17 protein-coding genes are annotated in these 15,710 nt (G+C 41.0%); 10 read left to right on the top strand and 7 right to left on the bottom strand.

What is annotated here, in order from left to right; all coding sequences use genetic code 11:
• Positions 1–30 precede the first annotated feature (30 nt).
• Complete coding sequence (locus BLQ18_RS13735) at positions 31–306, bottom strand: hypothetical protein (protein WP_090297762.1); 276 nt, start codon at positions 304–306, stop codon at positions 31–33.
• 237 nt (positions 307–543) lie between these two features.
• Here BLQ18_RS13735 and BLQ18_RS13730 point away from each other — a divergent pair, with 237 nt between their 5' ends.
• The 10 genes from BLQ18_RS13730 (at position 544) to BLQ18_RS13685 (ending at position 9,357) form a co-directional block, all read left to right on the top strand.
• A complete protein-coding gene (locus tag BLQ18_RS13730; protein WP_090298208.1) occupies positions 544–897 on the top strand; it encodes a single-stranded DNA-binding protein in 354 nt (117 codons plus the stop codon).
• 61 nt (positions 898–958) lie between these two features.
• Positions 959–1,408 carry a JAB domain-containing protein gene (locus tag BLQ18_RS13725; protein ID WP_090297759.1) on the top strand — a complete coding sequence of 150 codons (450 nt, stop codon included), beginning with the start codon at positions 959–961 and terminating at the stop codon, positions 1,406–1,408.
• 141 nt (positions 1,409–1,549) lie between these two features.
• Entirely contained in the window at positions 1,550–1,693 is a 144-nt protein-coding gene (locus BLQ18_RS13720; RefSeq protein ID WP_245668134.1) for a hypothetical protein, read from the top strand.
• 493 nt (positions 1,694–2,186) lie between these two features.
• Positions 2,187–2,774 (top strand): BfmA/BtgA family mobilization protein, encoded by a 588-nt coding sequence (locus BLQ18_RS13715; protein WP_090297757.1) that lies wholly within the window; start codon positions 2,187–2,189, stop codon positions 2,772–2,774.
• Positions 2,775–2,776: 2 nt separating this feature from the next.
• Positions 2,777–3,796: a MobB family relaxase gene (mobB, locus tag BLQ18_RS13710; RefSeq protein ID WP_090297755.1), complete on the top strand. Its 1,020-nt coding sequence runs from the start codon at positions 2,777–2,779 to the stop codon at positions 3,794–3,796.
• Positions 3,797–3,807: 11 nt separating this feature from the next.
• A complete protein-coding gene (locus BLQ18_RS13705) occupies positions 3,808–5,394 on the top strand; it encodes a type IV secretory system conjugative DNA transfer family protein (RefSeq protein ID WP_175443770.1) in 1,587 nt (528 codons plus the stop codon).
• Between the two features lie 274 nt (positions 5,395–5,668).
• On the top strand, positions 5,669–6,559 hold the full coding sequence (locus tag BLQ18_RS13700; RefSeq protein WP_090297752.1) for a sce7726 family protein: 891 nt from the start codon (positions 5,669–5,671) through the stop codon (positions 6,557–6,559).
• A complete protein-coding gene (locus tag BLQ18_RS13695) occupies positions 6,540–7,472 on the top strand; it encodes a sce7725 family protein (RefSeq protein ID WP_090297749.1) in 933 nt (310 codons plus the stop codon). The genes BLQ18_RS13700 and BLQ18_RS13695 overlap by 20 nt, the downstream gene beginning before the upstream one ends.
• A gap of 3 nt (positions 7,473–7,475) precedes the next feature.
• The gene (locus tag BLQ18_RS13690; RefSeq protein WP_090297746.1) at positions 7,476–8,495 is read left to right on the top strand and encodes an RES family NAD+ phosphorylase; all 1,020 of its coding nucleotides are present in this window, start codon (positions 7,476–7,478) and stop codon (positions 8,493–8,495) included.
• A 97-nt stretch (positions 8,496–8,592) separates the two neighbouring features.
• On the top strand, positions 8,593–9,357 hold the full coding sequence (locus BLQ18_RS13685) for a hypothetical protein (protein ID WP_139150403.1): 765 nt from the start codon (positions 8,593–8,595) through the stop codon (positions 9,355–9,357).
• Positions 9,358–9,363: 6 nt separating this feature from the next.
• On the opposite strand, the gene BLQ18_RS13680 is transcribed toward BLQ18_RS13685, so the two are convergent.
• The 6 genes from BLQ18_RS13680 to BLQ18_RS13655 are packed head-to-tail and all read right to left on the bottom strand — an operon-like array spanning position 9,364 to position 15,543.
• Positions 9,364–10,065 (bottom strand): hypothetical protein, encoded by a 702-nt coding sequence (locus BLQ18_RS13680; protein ID WP_139150402.1) that lies wholly within the window; start codon positions 10,063–10,065, stop codon positions 9,364–9,366.
• A gap of 44 nt (positions 10,066–10,109) precedes the next feature.
• On the bottom strand, positions 10,110–11,024 hold the full coding sequence (locus tag BLQ18_RS13675; protein WP_090297736.1) for an MvdC/MvdD family ATP grasp protein: 915 nt from the start codon (positions 11,022–11,024) through the stop codon (positions 10,110–10,112).
• Positions 11,025–11,029: 5 nt separating this feature from the next.
• Positions 11,030–11,371: a hypothetical protein gene (locus tag BLQ18_RS13670; protein WP_090297733.1), complete on the bottom strand. Its 342-nt coding sequence runs from the start codon at positions 11,369–11,371 to the stop codon at positions 11,030–11,032.
• Between the two features lie 20 nt (positions 11,372–11,391).
• Positions 11,392–11,898, bottom strand: coding sequence for a hypothetical protein (locus BLQ18_RS13665; RefSeq protein ID WP_090297730.1), 507 nt, complete (start codon positions 11,896–11,898; stop codon positions 11,392–11,394).
• A 10-nt stretch (positions 11,899–11,908) separates the two neighbouring features.
• Positions 11,909–13,651, bottom strand: coding sequence for a hypothetical protein (locus tag BLQ18_RS13660; protein ID WP_090297726.1), 1,743 nt, complete (start codon positions 13,649–13,651; stop codon positions 11,909–11,911).
• 5 nt (positions 13,652–13,656) lie between these two features.
• Positions 13,657–15,543: a hypothetical protein gene (locus BLQ18_RS13655; protein WP_139150401.1), complete on the bottom strand. Its 1,887-nt coding sequence runs from the start codon at positions 15,541–15,543 to the stop codon at positions 13,657–13,659.
• Between the last annotated feature and the right edge of the window lie 167 nt (positions 15,544–15,710).

Below are 15,710 nucleotides of genomic sequence, written 5' to 3'. Positions count from 1 at the left end.
TTCTAAAGCGGAATTGCCGACCCTGGGATTTTAGGTGCATCCTCCCTTTACAAAACCTTCTTTGGGTTTTGCTTTAGTAGTCTGCAAATCCCCGTATCGGCAATGGTAAATTTTAAGGGGTCGGTAATAAAAGAAGCCCTGATTGTTTTTCGGGGCATCGAAAAACAGGGCAGTGCCCAAGGACTTCCAATCAGGACACCATCGCCCTCGGTCGCTTAACTTCCCGTACACTCCCTTGCCAATGGGTCTGAAGGAATTCCTAGGGCCCTCATCGAACCTGTCAAGGCCAAGACAGGTTTTGTCCATAAATAGGGTTTCCACTTCCTTGAAAATCCTAGGATTTTGCTACGTCGCGGAGCCTCCCGATTTCCGGCCAAAAGCCTTGACAGAACCCCCTTCTTTTATTGTGCTACGCACGTAAGAAGCAAACAAACGCCCCTTAAAATTTGGGAAACAATGACCAAAAAAATAGAGGGGAAATTTTTAACCCTGTTTGCTGATTTATCCAAAAAGGAAGACGGCAGGCCTTTAAAACTTTTTATCATGAGTACATTGAGAAACAAAGTGCAGTTGATCGGAAACGTGGGGCAGGATCCCACCATTACAGACCTTGACAAAGGGAAACGAGTGGCACGGTTCACCATGGCCACCAACGAACATTACAAAAACTCCGAAGGGGAAAGAGTGACCAATACCGAATGGCACACCATCATCGCATGGGGGAAACTGGCCGACATCATCGAGGGATTTGTGACCAAGGGCAAGGAAGTTGCCATTGAAGGGAAATTGACCTCCCGTTCCTATGAGGACAAAGAGGGTGCTAAAAAGTATGTGACCGAAGTGGTGGCCAGTGAGATCCTGCTTTTGGGCGGTGGTGATAACAATACCACCGAGTAAATAGGATAGGGGTGTCCAACTTTGGGCATCCCTTTCTTTTTTCATCCTTAAAACATTTGAAATGGAACACCGTGTCAATGAAATACAGATCAGTTATCGGGAAAAGCTCAGTACCCTGAAATCCCTTTCCGTGACCAACTCCAATGAAGTGGCTAATCTATTGTTCCAAAATTGGGACAACAAGACCATCGGCCTGCACGAAACCTTTAAGATCGTGCTGCTCAACCAGTCCAACAAGGTCAAGGGTATCTATCCATTATCCCATGGAGGTATAACAGGCACATTGGTAGATCTGCGCATCCTTTTTGCCATTACCCTAAAGACCCTTTCCGTTGGGATCATCTTGGCCCATAACCATCCCTCTGGTCAACTCAAGGCAAGTTATCAGGACAAACAATTGACCCAAAAGATCAAAAAAGCTGCCCAGCTTTTTGATGTCAAGGTTTTGGATCATATCATCCTTGCGCCCGATGGACGGTATTACAGTTTTGCCGATAATGGGATTCTTTAATCCAAATCCGATGAAAGTGGATCCTGAAAAGACCGAATTTGAGGAATGGTTGGAAGAACAAAACGACCCTAGGTATTATCCCGATGGTTTTGACCCTAGCCTTTATGATTTATAAACAATGAACTTTTTAAGCATTGAATTATGGTCTATTTGAATTTTACCAATCTCGATAGCGAAACCCAGGAACGTTTGCTTTCCGATTCCAAAGAAGATGTGGAAAGCCGTTCCGGAACCGAATTGCGCCAATTTGCCAAAATCATGGCATGGACCATGATATCCAATTGAGGCCTGCCCTGAGCGGAGTCGAAGGGAAGCCATGCGAAATCTATACAATTATGATTTTGTATTCAATATGTAAACCCCAAAACACACCATCAAAGCCCATCCATTATGATGGGCTTTTTTTGTGTCCTGAACCTTTGTTTTTATATCTTTAAAGGGTTGGTTTTCAACAGCAATTAAAGTGCGGAATTCATTTGATATGCCTAGCATATCGGTTTGACTTTCCTTGTTCCGTACCCATCGATTTGACTTTTACAGATTAGGCAACTGGATTCAATTCCTATTGGTTTTGACCCAGGTTGTGCGATACTTTTTGGCCCCCTGGCGCAAAAAGGAGAAGCAAGAGGATAGCGTGCTGGCGCAGCGCTACCGATCATGATTGCTCCGCAAGGCCCTGTTTACGGGGGCTAAGATGGATACAAGGAAAATGGGCAAAGGTGGTTTTCACGGAAAACAGGCTTGAGCCCAATAAAATCAAGGGATTTTTCACGGAATTATGGAAAATGTAAGCAAAAATGAACGGTTCAAGAGCTTGAGTATCAAGGAACCGGTATTGTTAAAATTTAGACGGTTTTCCAAGTTATTTGGCAAATCCCAATCCATGACCCTGTTGGCCATGATGGAGTTTTTTGAACGACATGGGATCTCCCCGGACCAACATTTTGGGGAGACCATAGCCAGTATGAAATTGTTCATAAAGCGACGCTTCAATGCCATGGTGGCCATTATGCGAAGCATCGAAAAGGAACAGACCCTGCCCACCGTCAGTATGATGCAGGCCCTCTTTCAACAGGAACTGGAACCCGAGGAGGGGGAGGAATGGGAAGGGGACTTTGAATTTTTTGAAAAGCAGTTGACCGAAATCAACACGCCCACCAATCCTGAACTCTTGGACAAGGAGACCACGGTCCCCAAAATCGTACATGAGCGCTTGAAGGAACAATTGGAAGATCTGAAGGAGGATTTTGGGCATGTGCTGAAGAATGTTTCCGTGACCAAGAACCGCTTTGGAAAGGACCACCTCAAACTGGACCTCAAACCAGGGGCCATTGAACAGTACCGCACAAAACTCAAAAATCTATAAGCATGTATATCGCCATCACAAGACAACATTTGGGAGATAACTATAACGGCAGCGCCAGTGATTTTGTCAAGTATTTGGAAAAGGAGAACGAAGGGAAGGCCCCAGAAGATCGAGAGCTTTTTTTCAACCAAACGGAGAATGATATCGATGCCCAGAGGGTCATTGCCGAGATCGATGCCAATACGGCCAAATTGTCGAAACGGGATCCCAAGTTCTATTCCATCATGGTCAGCCCCTCCCAAGCCGAGCTCAAGCATATCGGGAATGAGCCTGAAAAACTGAAACAGTATACCCGGGAACTGATGAAGACCTATGCGGCCTCTTTTTATCGGGACAAGGAAGTTTCAGTAAAGGATGTGCTGTATTTCGCGAAACTGGAAAGGGAGCGGACCTATTCCGAAAAGGACAAGAAAGTCAAGGAGAACCAAGCCTATGCCAGCAAGATTTTGGAACTGCAACACCAGGTCAGGGCCATCAAAGAGGGACGGGAGCAAGGGGATGTGCCCAAAATTCAGGAAAAAATACAGGCCTTGGAAAGGGAGGCACCCCATAAACAGAATGGGAAACGCATCGTTACGGGCATGGTCAAGGAAGGCCACCAGAGCCATATCCATATCATCGTAAGCCGAAAGGATATAACTAATTCCCATAGCCTCTCCCCAGGTTCCAAGTTCCGCACCTCGGAGACCATCCTTAATGGGGAGAAGGTCAAACAGGGGTTTGATCGGGATAGATTCTACCGGGCAGCTGAAAAGAGCTTTGACAAACAGTTCAGCTACCGTAGGAATTTTGTGGAAACCTACCATGCCCGAAACCTTCTGGATAAGGATCCCAAACAATTTTTTGCGGCCCTTTTAGGATTGCCAACCAATGAAAAACAGGCAGCAAGACAATTGTTGTTCAAGGCCGGAATCAAAGTGCCAAGTATCCCCACCAATAAAGCACAGTTGGCCTATAAAGCGATGATGCAACTCAAAAAAGGCATCGGAAAGGCCATAGAATCAGGGTCAATTGGAATATAAATAATTTAAATATGGAAAGTTTAGGATGGGTTGAAATAGTATTTGGTATTGTAATCGGGGCAGGAATCTCGGTTGTAGTAAATCGATTTCTCAAATATGGGTTTGTGATATGGTTTTTGGGCATAGTTCTTTTGGCGGTGGCCAATGGTTTTTTTTGGGGGTGGGATGACTTAATAAAAGGATCAATGTCCCTTTGGTTGCCCCTGTTTTTTGCCCATGTGGTCATCTATGGTTTGGTGGACCACTTCAAAGACGATAAGAAGCCCTCCAAGGTCTTTGAAGTGAAAATGAAGGTAAAGGGGAGGCCTCTGGTATTGGGGAACATTAGAAGGGGTGTTTCCGTGATGGCCTCTGCAGGGAGTGGAAAGACGGAGAGTGTGATCTATAATTTTTTAAAGCATTTTCAAAAGGAGCATTTCTCCGGGGTCATCCACGATTACAAGGATTTTGAGATCACTGAAATGGCTTTTCCCTTATGGGATGGTGAAGAGATTCCCTTTAAGATTGTTTCCTTTGGCCCCATCTATAATCGGGTCAATCCAATAGCTCCCCGATATTTGCCAGATGAGGAAAGTGTGCACGAGGTATCAAGGGTGCTCTTGGAGAATTTGATGGAACACCGGGACTCGGATGAGAACAGTACGTCCCGCTTTTTTAAGGATGCAGCAGAGGGTTTGATCAGTGGGTTGATATGGCGGTTGAAGATCGACTATCCACACTATTGTACCCTGCCTCATCTCATGGCCGTTTTTCAACAATTGGCCACTAAAAGTTTGATCAAGTTTTTGAAAGGGAACATTACCTCCCGTGCCATGTCGGATGCCTTTATCAGTGGTATCGGGTCGGAACGGCAAACGGCAGGAGTACTCAGTACGTTGGCTAATGGGTTCAAAAAGATCAGTACCCGGAAGATTTTTATGGTGCTCTCCGCAGATGAGATTTCCTTGGATATTAACAATGAAGATCACCTATCCGTCATTGCCTTGGTGAACAATCCCCAAAAGGACGCTTCCCTTTCCCCAGTGATCGCCACCATCATCCATACGATATCCAAACAAATGAGCCAACGAAACCGTAAGCCTTCCTTTATGTTGTTGGAAGAAGCCTCAACCTTGCGATTGTTGAACATGCATCGTATTCCAGCTACATTGCGTAGTTATGACATCGTTAGTGTCTATGTGCTGCAGGATAAGATCCAAAACGATATGATGTACGGGGAGAAGGCGAGCAAGGCGATACTTTCCAATCTCTCTTACCAGTTCTTTGGAAAGGTCAATGACCCGGATACGGCTCGATACTATGAGAGGTTCTTTGAGTTGGTCAAGATTCCGACCCGGAGCGTGAGCAAAAGTTCAGGGTTGAACCTGGAACGACGTATCACCGAAGGGGAGAAGGAAGTGTCCAAAAGGAGGGCCGAGGTGTTCTTTCGGTTGAAACAAGGGGAGTTTGTAGTGTTTGCTGATGGTAAGGATAGAAAGGTGCAATTTCAGAAACCAACAATTGAAAGGGGATTGCCCAAGCCTTTGGGGATTTCAGAGTTGGAACTGGAACAACATTATTTAAAGGTACACCATGATATTGGGACGATTTTTTGTTGAAATAATAGGATTGTTTAGTTGTTCTTGATGAAATCCAAGATAAAATCGGCTCTATCCTCAATCGTTGTTTTGGGTATTTGCACAAATTAATTTAGATGTTCCTGATTGGTTTAGATTTCTTTAAAAACCAAAATTTTTTCAAGGATTTTGAAAATGTCCATTAATCAAATGCCAAAATATTGCATTTTGCATTTTGAGATGATTAATACCATTACCAAAACTTGTAATTTCTTGAAAAGCAATGAAAATTAAATTTTAAACCTAACTTTGTTTCATGGCAAGTACTTCCACATTTTCCATTAATCAATTACGGGATTATTCCACCTTGTTTTCCAGAAATCAGGTCAAATCATGGTTCAATAATGATTTTACCTCCATTTACCATAAAATAAAAAGGTATGATGGAGATTGGTTGACCATGGACAATACCACGTTTGTAGAATATCTTAGGTACGTTTATAAAATTCTTGAAGGGCATTACCAGAACGAGTACATATTTAAGAACAGCTTCTTGAATGAATGTTTGATTGAGGAGGTCGCAGCTGGTGAGTCACAGGTTTTCTCGGAATTCAGAGTGGGAAATGCGGTCGCTGACCTTGCCATGTTCAACGGAACTTCCAAGGTCTTTGAGATAAAGACTGAGATGGACTCGGCCAAACGTTTGGACTTCCAATTGATAAATTACCAAAGAGCATTCAATGAAATTTATTTGGTGCTTTCAGAATCACGATTGGGTCAATATGAGCATTTCGGAAAGGAAATCGGGATTATTTTGTACCAGCCCGATGGCAATGAAAAATTTCAGGTTCACCGGATGGCCATTCCCAATAAGGAAGTAGACAAAAATACAATCATGAAAGTGCTGCACACACATGAATACAAAAATCTGGTCAAAAGACATTTTGGAAGCTTGCCAAAAATGACCAGTTTCAACCAATTTGAGAAATGTAGGGAGTTGATCTTACAGATTCCAAATGATGAACTCAATTCCTATTTCATTTCTATTATGAAGGCCAGGCAAAAGCCCATTGCCCTCAATAGGAAACATTATAGGGAATTCAATCAAATGAGCCTTGCCCTGAAGTTGTCCACTACGGAGAGGAAAGCATTGATGGATCATCTTAAATCACCAATCAAACCTAACCATGTATTATCCATTACTTAGAGCACGCCAATTTGAATTGATTGCATTACGGGATTTGGCCAATACAAACACTTCCCAAGGTACCATTGTTCCCATATTGGAACCGGTCAAAGAATCTTTCAACAATTTGAACATTGCACTTTCAACTTTCTCCACTACCGGACAACAAGCATTTCTCATAGTGAACCCTTTGGTCGGGGAGATGACCGGGGATCGTGACGTTTTTTTGGAATACCTCCAGCAGGGTCAGTTCTCGATAGGAAGAGCATTTTATTACAGAAACAATGCCGACTACATTTTAACGGCAATAACAGATTACGGATTGGGGGATTGTATGGTAATTTGTCAAAATGATCTTAACCCTGATGATTCTGAGTTCATGCGACTTGTGGAATTCGCTTCCGTCCAGTCCATTGTTGTGGAAGACCCAGGAAGAAACCGGGCTTTGGATCGTTATGTCAGGAGCTTGGGCAAAACCTATATCCGTTTGGATGATTTTTTCGAGAAGCAACAGCGGAACAGTGATTTTCTCGATATTCATGAGCATCGATTTTCCGAGGAACATCTTCATTATGCAAATGAAAGCTTCAGTGGTTTTTCTGATTATACGGTGCTTCCCAGTGAATTCAGTGATAGTGGGAGCACTCCTAGGGCAGTGGTTATCCACTTGACCTATATGAAAGCCGACAACCAAATTTGGATCAGGCATTTTACATCCGACACCAATGATTCCATTGCCAACGTTCAAGGGAAATTCGCCGAAGCTGCTGAAAAAGCCGTAGGGTTTTGTAGGGCTAACGGCTTCAACAACGCAGCGATTACGGAATTGGAGGATTACTACGACCGTCAACATTATCCTGGGCTGGGAACCGTAAAGAAAATCAGTATCAAGAACCACCTTCTTATCCTTCAAGACTATCTTAGCCATCATTGATCCATGGAAGTTTGCCCCAGTTGTTTTACCGATACCGAATTAAAGGCCTTTATTTCCGCCTCGAACTCTAAAGGGGATTGTGCTATTTGTAACGCCACGGATCAGCCTATCATGGACATCAACGAGCTCATGGATTTTTTTCAGGAACTCATCGATAATTATAGACCTGTAGAAGATGGGGATAGCATCAAAAACAAAATCCAGGGTAATTGGAGTTTTTTTTCGAATCATCAAGTGGCCGAAAGTATCTTGAACCATGTTTTACCAAAAATCGATACCGACATACATAATGCCAGTAGCCCTGTTGATTATATCCAAGAAATAAACAACAACCATGAATATTGGGAAATCCTTAAGGAAGAGTTGAAATGGTCCCATCGATTTTTGTCCAATCTGGACCAACTGCTTGAATTGGGTTGGGACGGATTCTTCAATACACAATATAGATTGACACCGGACACTTTTCTATATAGGGCCAGGGTCCATCACCAAAGTGGGAACCAAAGCTATCCCCGTGATAAAATGTATGCACCTACACGCGATTTTGCAAAAGGGGGTAGGGCCAATCCTATGGGAATACCCTACTTGTATTTATGTGATAATCCGAAAACGGTGCTTTATGAAGTACGGGCATCCTATTTGGATGAACTCAGCATAGCCACATTCCAACTCAAAGCGGAAAATGAATTTGTCAATATTGTGGATTTTACTGAGGACACACCGCTGTTCCAGCCAGAAATGGTACGGGAGACGATTATGGCCAAGTTATTACGGGAAAAGGTCAGTCGAGATTTGTCCAAGCCTATGAGGCGCTATGATTCTGAAATAGAATACATCCCAACACAGTATGTCTGCGAATTTATCCGAATCTATACTGGAGCCAGTGGCATACGATTTGCCAGTTCATTGCATCCCTCCGGAAAAAATGTTGTCATTTTTGATCAAGACCTTATGGATTGTACAAGTGTTGACCTTCATAAGGTAACGACCTATGATTTGAACAGCAGAGAATTATCGCCATAGACAATCTATACAATTCATGGATTTCAGATGCTTTATAGATTGCATATTGGGGACATTTTAGGTTCTGAATTTACCCGAATTAGCTAATTTTAGGTTAATGGGAATATGGATGAACATTAGGGACCTGTTTTTAAAATCAGGTAGAGAGGACCTTCGTAAACCGAGGTTTCTAGCTTATGATACTGTACCAATACAAATACCCAACACTTTTTTGTTTAAGGATAGTTCAGAATCGGATTTTAAAAAAGTTATCGAATTTTCAGAATATGAAATACTGGACTTCCTGTTTTCAAAAGTTGATTTTAAAGAAATCATTTTTGAAGAACTAGGGCTTCCAAAAAACAATATCAAAGTCCTGCAACAGGTAAAACAACCCTTAATTTCCAATTCTAGTCTCAAACCAGGCGATTTGGATTTGGTTTTATATCGAAAGGACGCCATTAAAAAGGCCATAGCCATTGAAGCTAAATGTATAAAGGCCAAAACTTTGCCCAATGGTGAGGTTGTTCTAAACAAGGAAAAGAACGTGACCAAGGGTATTAGTCAGGTCAACGAATACCTTCAATTCGGGTTTCATAGGACATTTCTGCTCATCATTCTTCTTGATGATGGTCAGTATATTAAGGGATTCAACCAGTTTTTCAGAAACACAGACTTAAGCGGATCAACTAAATTGTTCAATCAGAATATCTTGCAAAATCTGCACAGGGATGTTGGACTCTTGTATTTAAAAGTCAATCAAATTACTGGTAAATCAATTCTTCAAAGTGGGAAAATAAGTCTTCTTACTGCCAAAATGGCGAAGAAAAAAAAGCAAAAAAAGACCACCACCAATGCTATTTCTTCCCTACTATTGGATTGAAATTCTTCAATCGATTTTAGCCTTGGACATTGTATCTATTATGATTGAATCATGTGCTTTTTCGAAATCGCTGTTCGTTGTATTGTCTAAAAATTCTTTCTCAATTTGTGTTTCCATTGGTTGTTTGGCCACATTTTCATCGACTTCACTATCCATGAACAGAAGCGATGCACAGAGAAAAACTACCAGTACCGCGGTTGATACGATACCAAATTTGAAAAAATGATATCCCCTTATCAGATGGGTTGCCTTTCGGTTGTTCATTTCGATGTTATTGTTGATGCAATACAACGCATCCTTGATTTCCATCTGCATGAATTTTTTTTCACTCAAAGATTGGTGGTTCAATATGGTCATTGGGGACTTATACCCATAATTAAACTTCTTTACATTGAAGTTTTTTAACGAGTTGATTATTGCTAAAATATAGCACAGAAAGCACATGATTAACAACATTATGAAAACAACCCGAAAAATAATATGTGCATTCAGAACGGTTTCAACGATGAAGGGAACGAACAAACTCAGTAGTGCAAATACAAGGCCTGTTTGCGAAACCAATTGTGCGGTCTTATTTTCAATCATTATCAACCTTGAATTCTCCTCGGTTTCCATCTCTTTTAGATAGGATTTATGTAACTCCAATTGATCTCTCCTTAGATTCCGATAATCATTTTTATCATAATCAAAGGGTTTTTTTGATTCCAATTGCCGGGGTAAGAAAAGAAATTTGAAAAAACTCATGGGATAATTTAAGTCAGACCATTTATAATTGCCTCGGATATTTTTTGGCCTGTTTGCAATTCAATCCATGCCCATTGACCATTAGGGTTCAGTTCTAGAAAAAAGTATTCATTTTCCATTGTTTTTATCATATCTATGGCTCCAAATCCCAAATTGCATTCCTTCACTATTTGTACACACTGCTGCTCAATGGTTTTAGGTAGCCTCGTTTCCCTGAATTTCAATTTTTTCCGTCTCCAATCCACCTTGGTATCCTCGTCTTCTTGGCTATCAACAGCTGCGGCAAAAACCTTATCTTTCACTACGGTGACCCGAATTTCATACTTCTTTTCTATGTTTTTCTGAAGAATACAGGGGTTCATATCAAACGAATTAAGGTTTTTAATAACATTTTCGCCAACCACATTTGTGAAGATAAAACCTGGTTGTTCACGATAGTCAATCCGTGTTTTGGAAATTGGCTTAATAATAATATTTCCATTATACCTATCATAAAAGGATTTTACCATTTCTTTTTTGTTCGTAATCAAGGTCGGGGGGATATTAAACCCCAACTCTTTGGCCTTCCTTAACTGTACAGTTTTGTTTTCTGCAAAATAGATGTGTCTCGGTTGACTCAACCATTGACAATCGATCGATGAAACTATATTTTTAATAAGCGCATCGTACTCCCCTAATAAATACAACCTTTCTTCTTCGGTCAATCCCTGGATTTGGGGGAGCTTTGTTCTTCTAAACCAACCCGATGTGAAGGTTTTACAACCATGGAAGTAGAAATCGAAGTCCTGGTTGATTTCAAAGGCATAGTCCTGGGAAATCAAGTCCTCACAGTTCAATCTTTTGTACGGAATGTTTCTTTGGTTTAATTTATTTATTACGAAATCAGCAGTATAATCAGTTCTATGGGTTATTATAAGAATCATCCCTATTAGGCGTCAGAATCAGCGGCTTCATCATAAGTCCTTGTGGCTGTTGAAGTGTCCATCATCTGAATGAGGTAGTGAACATTGTTGTCCAAATCCGTAGACTCCATCTGTGTATTGGTACGTGTTGCTGTGTCCATGTAGGACAAATTCAGAGTGTCATCAGTATCAGATACTTCTACATAATCCTTAGTCCCTGTACTTGTATCCATAGATAATACATCAAACGCTGGCAGGCCGGAATTCTTATCGATGGAAAGATTCAATTCCTCATCATAGCTTAGAATAGGTTCATCTAGGCCAATCTCTTCTGGTTTCTCCAAAAAATTAAAGGTTATTGGTCTCATTATTTCTATAATTGGTCTTATTAATTAATGATTATCACTTCATTAATTCTTTTTAAATCATCCTTGGTCAGTTTCAGACTGTCCCTTTTTAAAAGATAGCAATAATCCATCAGTTCGTTTACGAAGAGTATCTCTGGTTTACTTGATGAACTTCCTTTCCATTCCCCTATGTTCATCTTTTCCCTAAGAATATAACCAAGATAATAATTTCCTTGCCGTTTGTGCACTTTAAGACCATGCCTTTGTGAGGTAAAGACGGTCATATTGTTGGTGTTAAGATATTTCTTTTCAAACTGAAATATCTTTATCAGCCAATCATCCGTTAAGTTCAATGGCCTATATTCATCTTTAGTCACTTTTTTGCCATCTTTCTCCTTCTCGTAAATTTCTGATAAAATGGCGGTATCGACCATGGTAATCTTCCTCTTCTTGCAATCGAATATCAATTGCCCAATCCTAAGTTTGTCATGTAATGTTATATAAGTAAGATAGGGGCTTACATAGTGTTCCACATTGTATTTTTCCATAGTTCTGTAGTTATTCTTTTGTCTCCTTTGGGTTCAATAGCTTTAACAGGGGACGCCATCTGTCTGGAAAATAGGGTGTCCCGTAGTAGTGATGGGCCAAATCACGAAGCATGGGGAAACCGACCTTGTCCGTTCTATAGTTGTAGCTGAATTCATTGACCCTTTCGCCAAGTTCTTCAAGAAACTCATCAAAATCTAAATCCCCCTCCGGAAATTTTTTTATGCGAATCTCGGATTGGTATCCATCCTTCACTGAGGTTGAGAACAACTGTTCCTCCAAATCGTTTTCTTTATCCTCGATAAGGTCCCTAGAGGTCGATTCAAGTCCTTGGTGGGGGACAAAGATTCCCAGTGTAATGTCATGCTCTTGGACAAAATCAGGCAACCAGGCATAATCTTCCTTGACATCCAAAATGGCAACATATTCCAACAATGTGGCCAAAAGCGGGGAAGTACCGTCCACATAATATATGGGCTTTTTTCCGGTTACCGTAAATTTGATAACATTCTCCAGACTATTGTTTGCATCCGGCATTCGGCCATAGAGTTCCTTGCCATTCTTGATATAGCCCAAAACCTCTCTCAGATAGGTTTTTGCATTTTCAAGTTCGCCAAACTCGATAAATAGGTGAATCACATCCATTACTGTCAAAGAATGGATATCCAAAAGCACCCGTTTTGAAACGGAATTTGCGTTGATGATTCCTATCAAGAGACTTTTGGCCTTTTCCATGTCAAAATTTGGGTCGAAGCGCTTCTCGAACCTAAGGACGTAACACAGTGTTTTTAAATATTCAAAGGTTCTATGTGTATAACCCACTTCATCATATCTTCCACCTTCGTGATGGGACAATCCATCTTTTAACAGTGCAATATCCACTGTTCTTTTTAAATATTCCCTGAGTAAAGCGTGATAGAACATAAAATGCCTGGCAAAAAAAGGTATGACTTTCGGATTGCCCTCCAGTTTGTTTTTTAGGACCCAATGCCAAAATCGAAGTAGTAGATGGGTCAGGTACCTTTTGGCTATATCGAGGTTGTTGTATCCTTTGGCTTCGTTATAAAGTACCAAGGCGATTAGATTGAGGGTGCCAAAAAGTAGGACAATCCTCCGTGGTATCTTTCTCGAATTTCCACTCCAATTCTCCTTTGCTAAAATGGTATCCACCAAATCAATAAAATCCTGGGATACCCCATCATTCACATTTAGGTTTACAATGACCCGATTGAACAATCGGGTATTGTTTTGGTCCGTGAAGAGATAGGGTCCAAACAGTTTGGCGTTGAAAAGTTCGGTCAGTTTCCATATGTTCCATTCCTCAAAGGAAATACCCTTATCAATGAATTCCTTTTGTGCAAAACCGGTCAACAATCCCCGGGCCTTGCCTGATACCAATCCATTGAAGGCCAATATCACTTTGTTGGGTAATTCCTTAAAGTCAGGATAGGTGGTGGCAAAATCATGATCTAAAGTCATCGTTAAGCTACTTCTCACACTATTCTGACCCGTGGCCCAGTTTCGACCATCAATATTTCCTGCCTTTATTTCAAAGTAATACCGATATTTTTTTCCACCCTCCTTACCAATAGCCACAATATCTTTACCATACTGAGGAAACCCCTTATATTCTTTCGGCGTAGATAATATCTCAAAATTCATGGCCTGTAGCAATAATGGAAAGAGCGCATCCAATTCCGTATCCTCCTTAAGGGATTCCAGATATTTTTGAACAATAATAGGTCTGATGTCCATGGCCGTTACATGTTTCTCAGTTCAAGTTCGAATAAATCTGGATTTAGCACCGCATTTCCATGCATCCAATGTCCGGCTGCAAATCGTCTCAAGGGAGTGATTTCTTCTTTTTCTGGGAGTTTCCAGGCATTTCCTCTGACAATGACACTTCTTTTGGCGTGGCTAAGAAATGACCCCTCACGTTGGTTGATATCCTCCATGAGTTTCGAACGGCGCTCATGTTCCAGGGAATAGAACAATTCCATAAAATTCCGTTCATTTTGCCTGGGATTCAAATCATTGACGGATTCCTTAAGCTCCTTGATCTTTTTGTATCTGTCCAAAGCCGTTGACATTTCCTTTAAGAATTTCTTATCCTTGGCAGAAGCCCCCAAGAGCTCCTTGATGGACTTGTACAACAATTCGTGGTACACTTCGACAATCAACAGGGACAATCGCTCTTTTAGATAGGCCTTTACTTTTGGGTACTTTGAGTCCTTGAGCTTCAACACTATCGGAAGTAAACTATCAAAGGAATGGGGAAAGGCACAGATACAACGAATTGCATTGACCTGTTTGGCTTCACTTTCCAATTTCATCAAGTCCACAGGCAATGGATTCATGTAACCGGACATAAGTACCTCAACAGGTAAAAGTCCCAATTGCCGTTCCGGTTCGAACATCTCGAGAATCTGTTTTTCAGAAGCCTCCTTGTTCTCCTGCCAAAAATGGACAATAGCTTCCTTAAAAAATTCAATGGATGTCCTCCCCCACGCAAGATAATAGCACTCCCTTAATAGTGCGAACATGTATCTAGGGTCTTTGAACCTGCGGAAGAAGTTCGTCAAGGCCTTAAAATTTGAGGTCTTTTGCAAATAGGCCATTAAAATCCGAAACCGTTCTTCTTCAAAATCTTTGATATACGTGGAGGACCACAATACCCCATGCACCACGTTTTCCTCTTGGCTTTCAAAGTAACTCTTGATTAAATCAAAACTTTGCTTTCTGAGTTTTTTGGTCGCTTTTGGATGGTTTATCAAATCACAAAGTACATCGGTTTTTCTTACTCTATTTTCTTCACTTTCATTGGAGGCGACAATACCAAGGATGGCCTCTAGGGTTTTTTGATTCTTCTTTTGGATTACTTGAAAGAAACGGAATGCCTCATTAGGCCTTTCTGCTATCAAGGTGCGATAATGCTCAAATAGTTCTACTTTGCCCGAATTGTATAGCCCAACAGCCAAATTGGTGACAAACCCTTTTACTTTGGCGAGTTTGTGTCCTTTGCTCAACTCATAAAGTTCTTGGGCCAATTCTTTATTTTTGTATGGAAGGGAACGAGCAAAATCCAACACATAATAGGCCTCGTCATTTTCCATGGCCAATTTGCACAATGCAAATATCCTTGGTGCCGGGTAACCGGAGTTGGGTAAAAAGCGGAAAAAGCTATCCTCAAAAAGAAAGAGTTGATTTTCCCTTTGTCCTTTGTTCTTCATTAGTCCTTCAAAAAAACTTCCTACATCCACACCCTTTTGCTCCAATTGAAAAAGTACATATCCTTTAAGCCCTCTTAAGAACGTACTGTAGGATCCAATGACATTCGGCGCAATTCCTTGTTCTTTTTTCAGGACTTCTTCGAACTCATCCAGTTTTTGAAAAGCATTGGGTATATCGATTGGCAGTTGTCCCATCTTTTGTACGAAAAGTCCATATAGTGCCTTGGTCAAAAGTGGCGCATTTGTCTCAAATTCGTATAATTCCAATTCTTTATTGATGAGTTTGGCTATACCCAGCTCTACAAGGGCGTCCACGTTCTTGAATTCCTTTCTTTGTAATTGGCTTTTTTTCGTTTTGAGTATGAATTCTAAAGCCTGTTCAATAAGTTTTTCGGGTTCATTCTCTTTTTTGGTCATTGGTGTCGTACTCCTATTATGTTTTACTTTTTGTTGGATATTAATAAAGTTAGCAATGCTTATGATTAAATCCATAAGACCTCCTACCAATCCTTTCCTGGTGTCCCTCCCAATTACTTTATTATTTCTCCAAACAATTGAGATTAGAATTAGAAAAGTGAAGTGAG

It is taken from the genome of Flagellimonas zhangzhouensis (genome assembly GCF_900102925.1).
GTDB classification, from domain to species: domain Bacteria; phylum Bacteroidota; class Bacteroidia; order Flavobacteriales; family Flavobacteriaceae; genus Flagellimonas; species Flagellimonas zhangzhouensis.
This window is presented reverse-complemented; position numbering and strand designations above follow the sequence as displayed.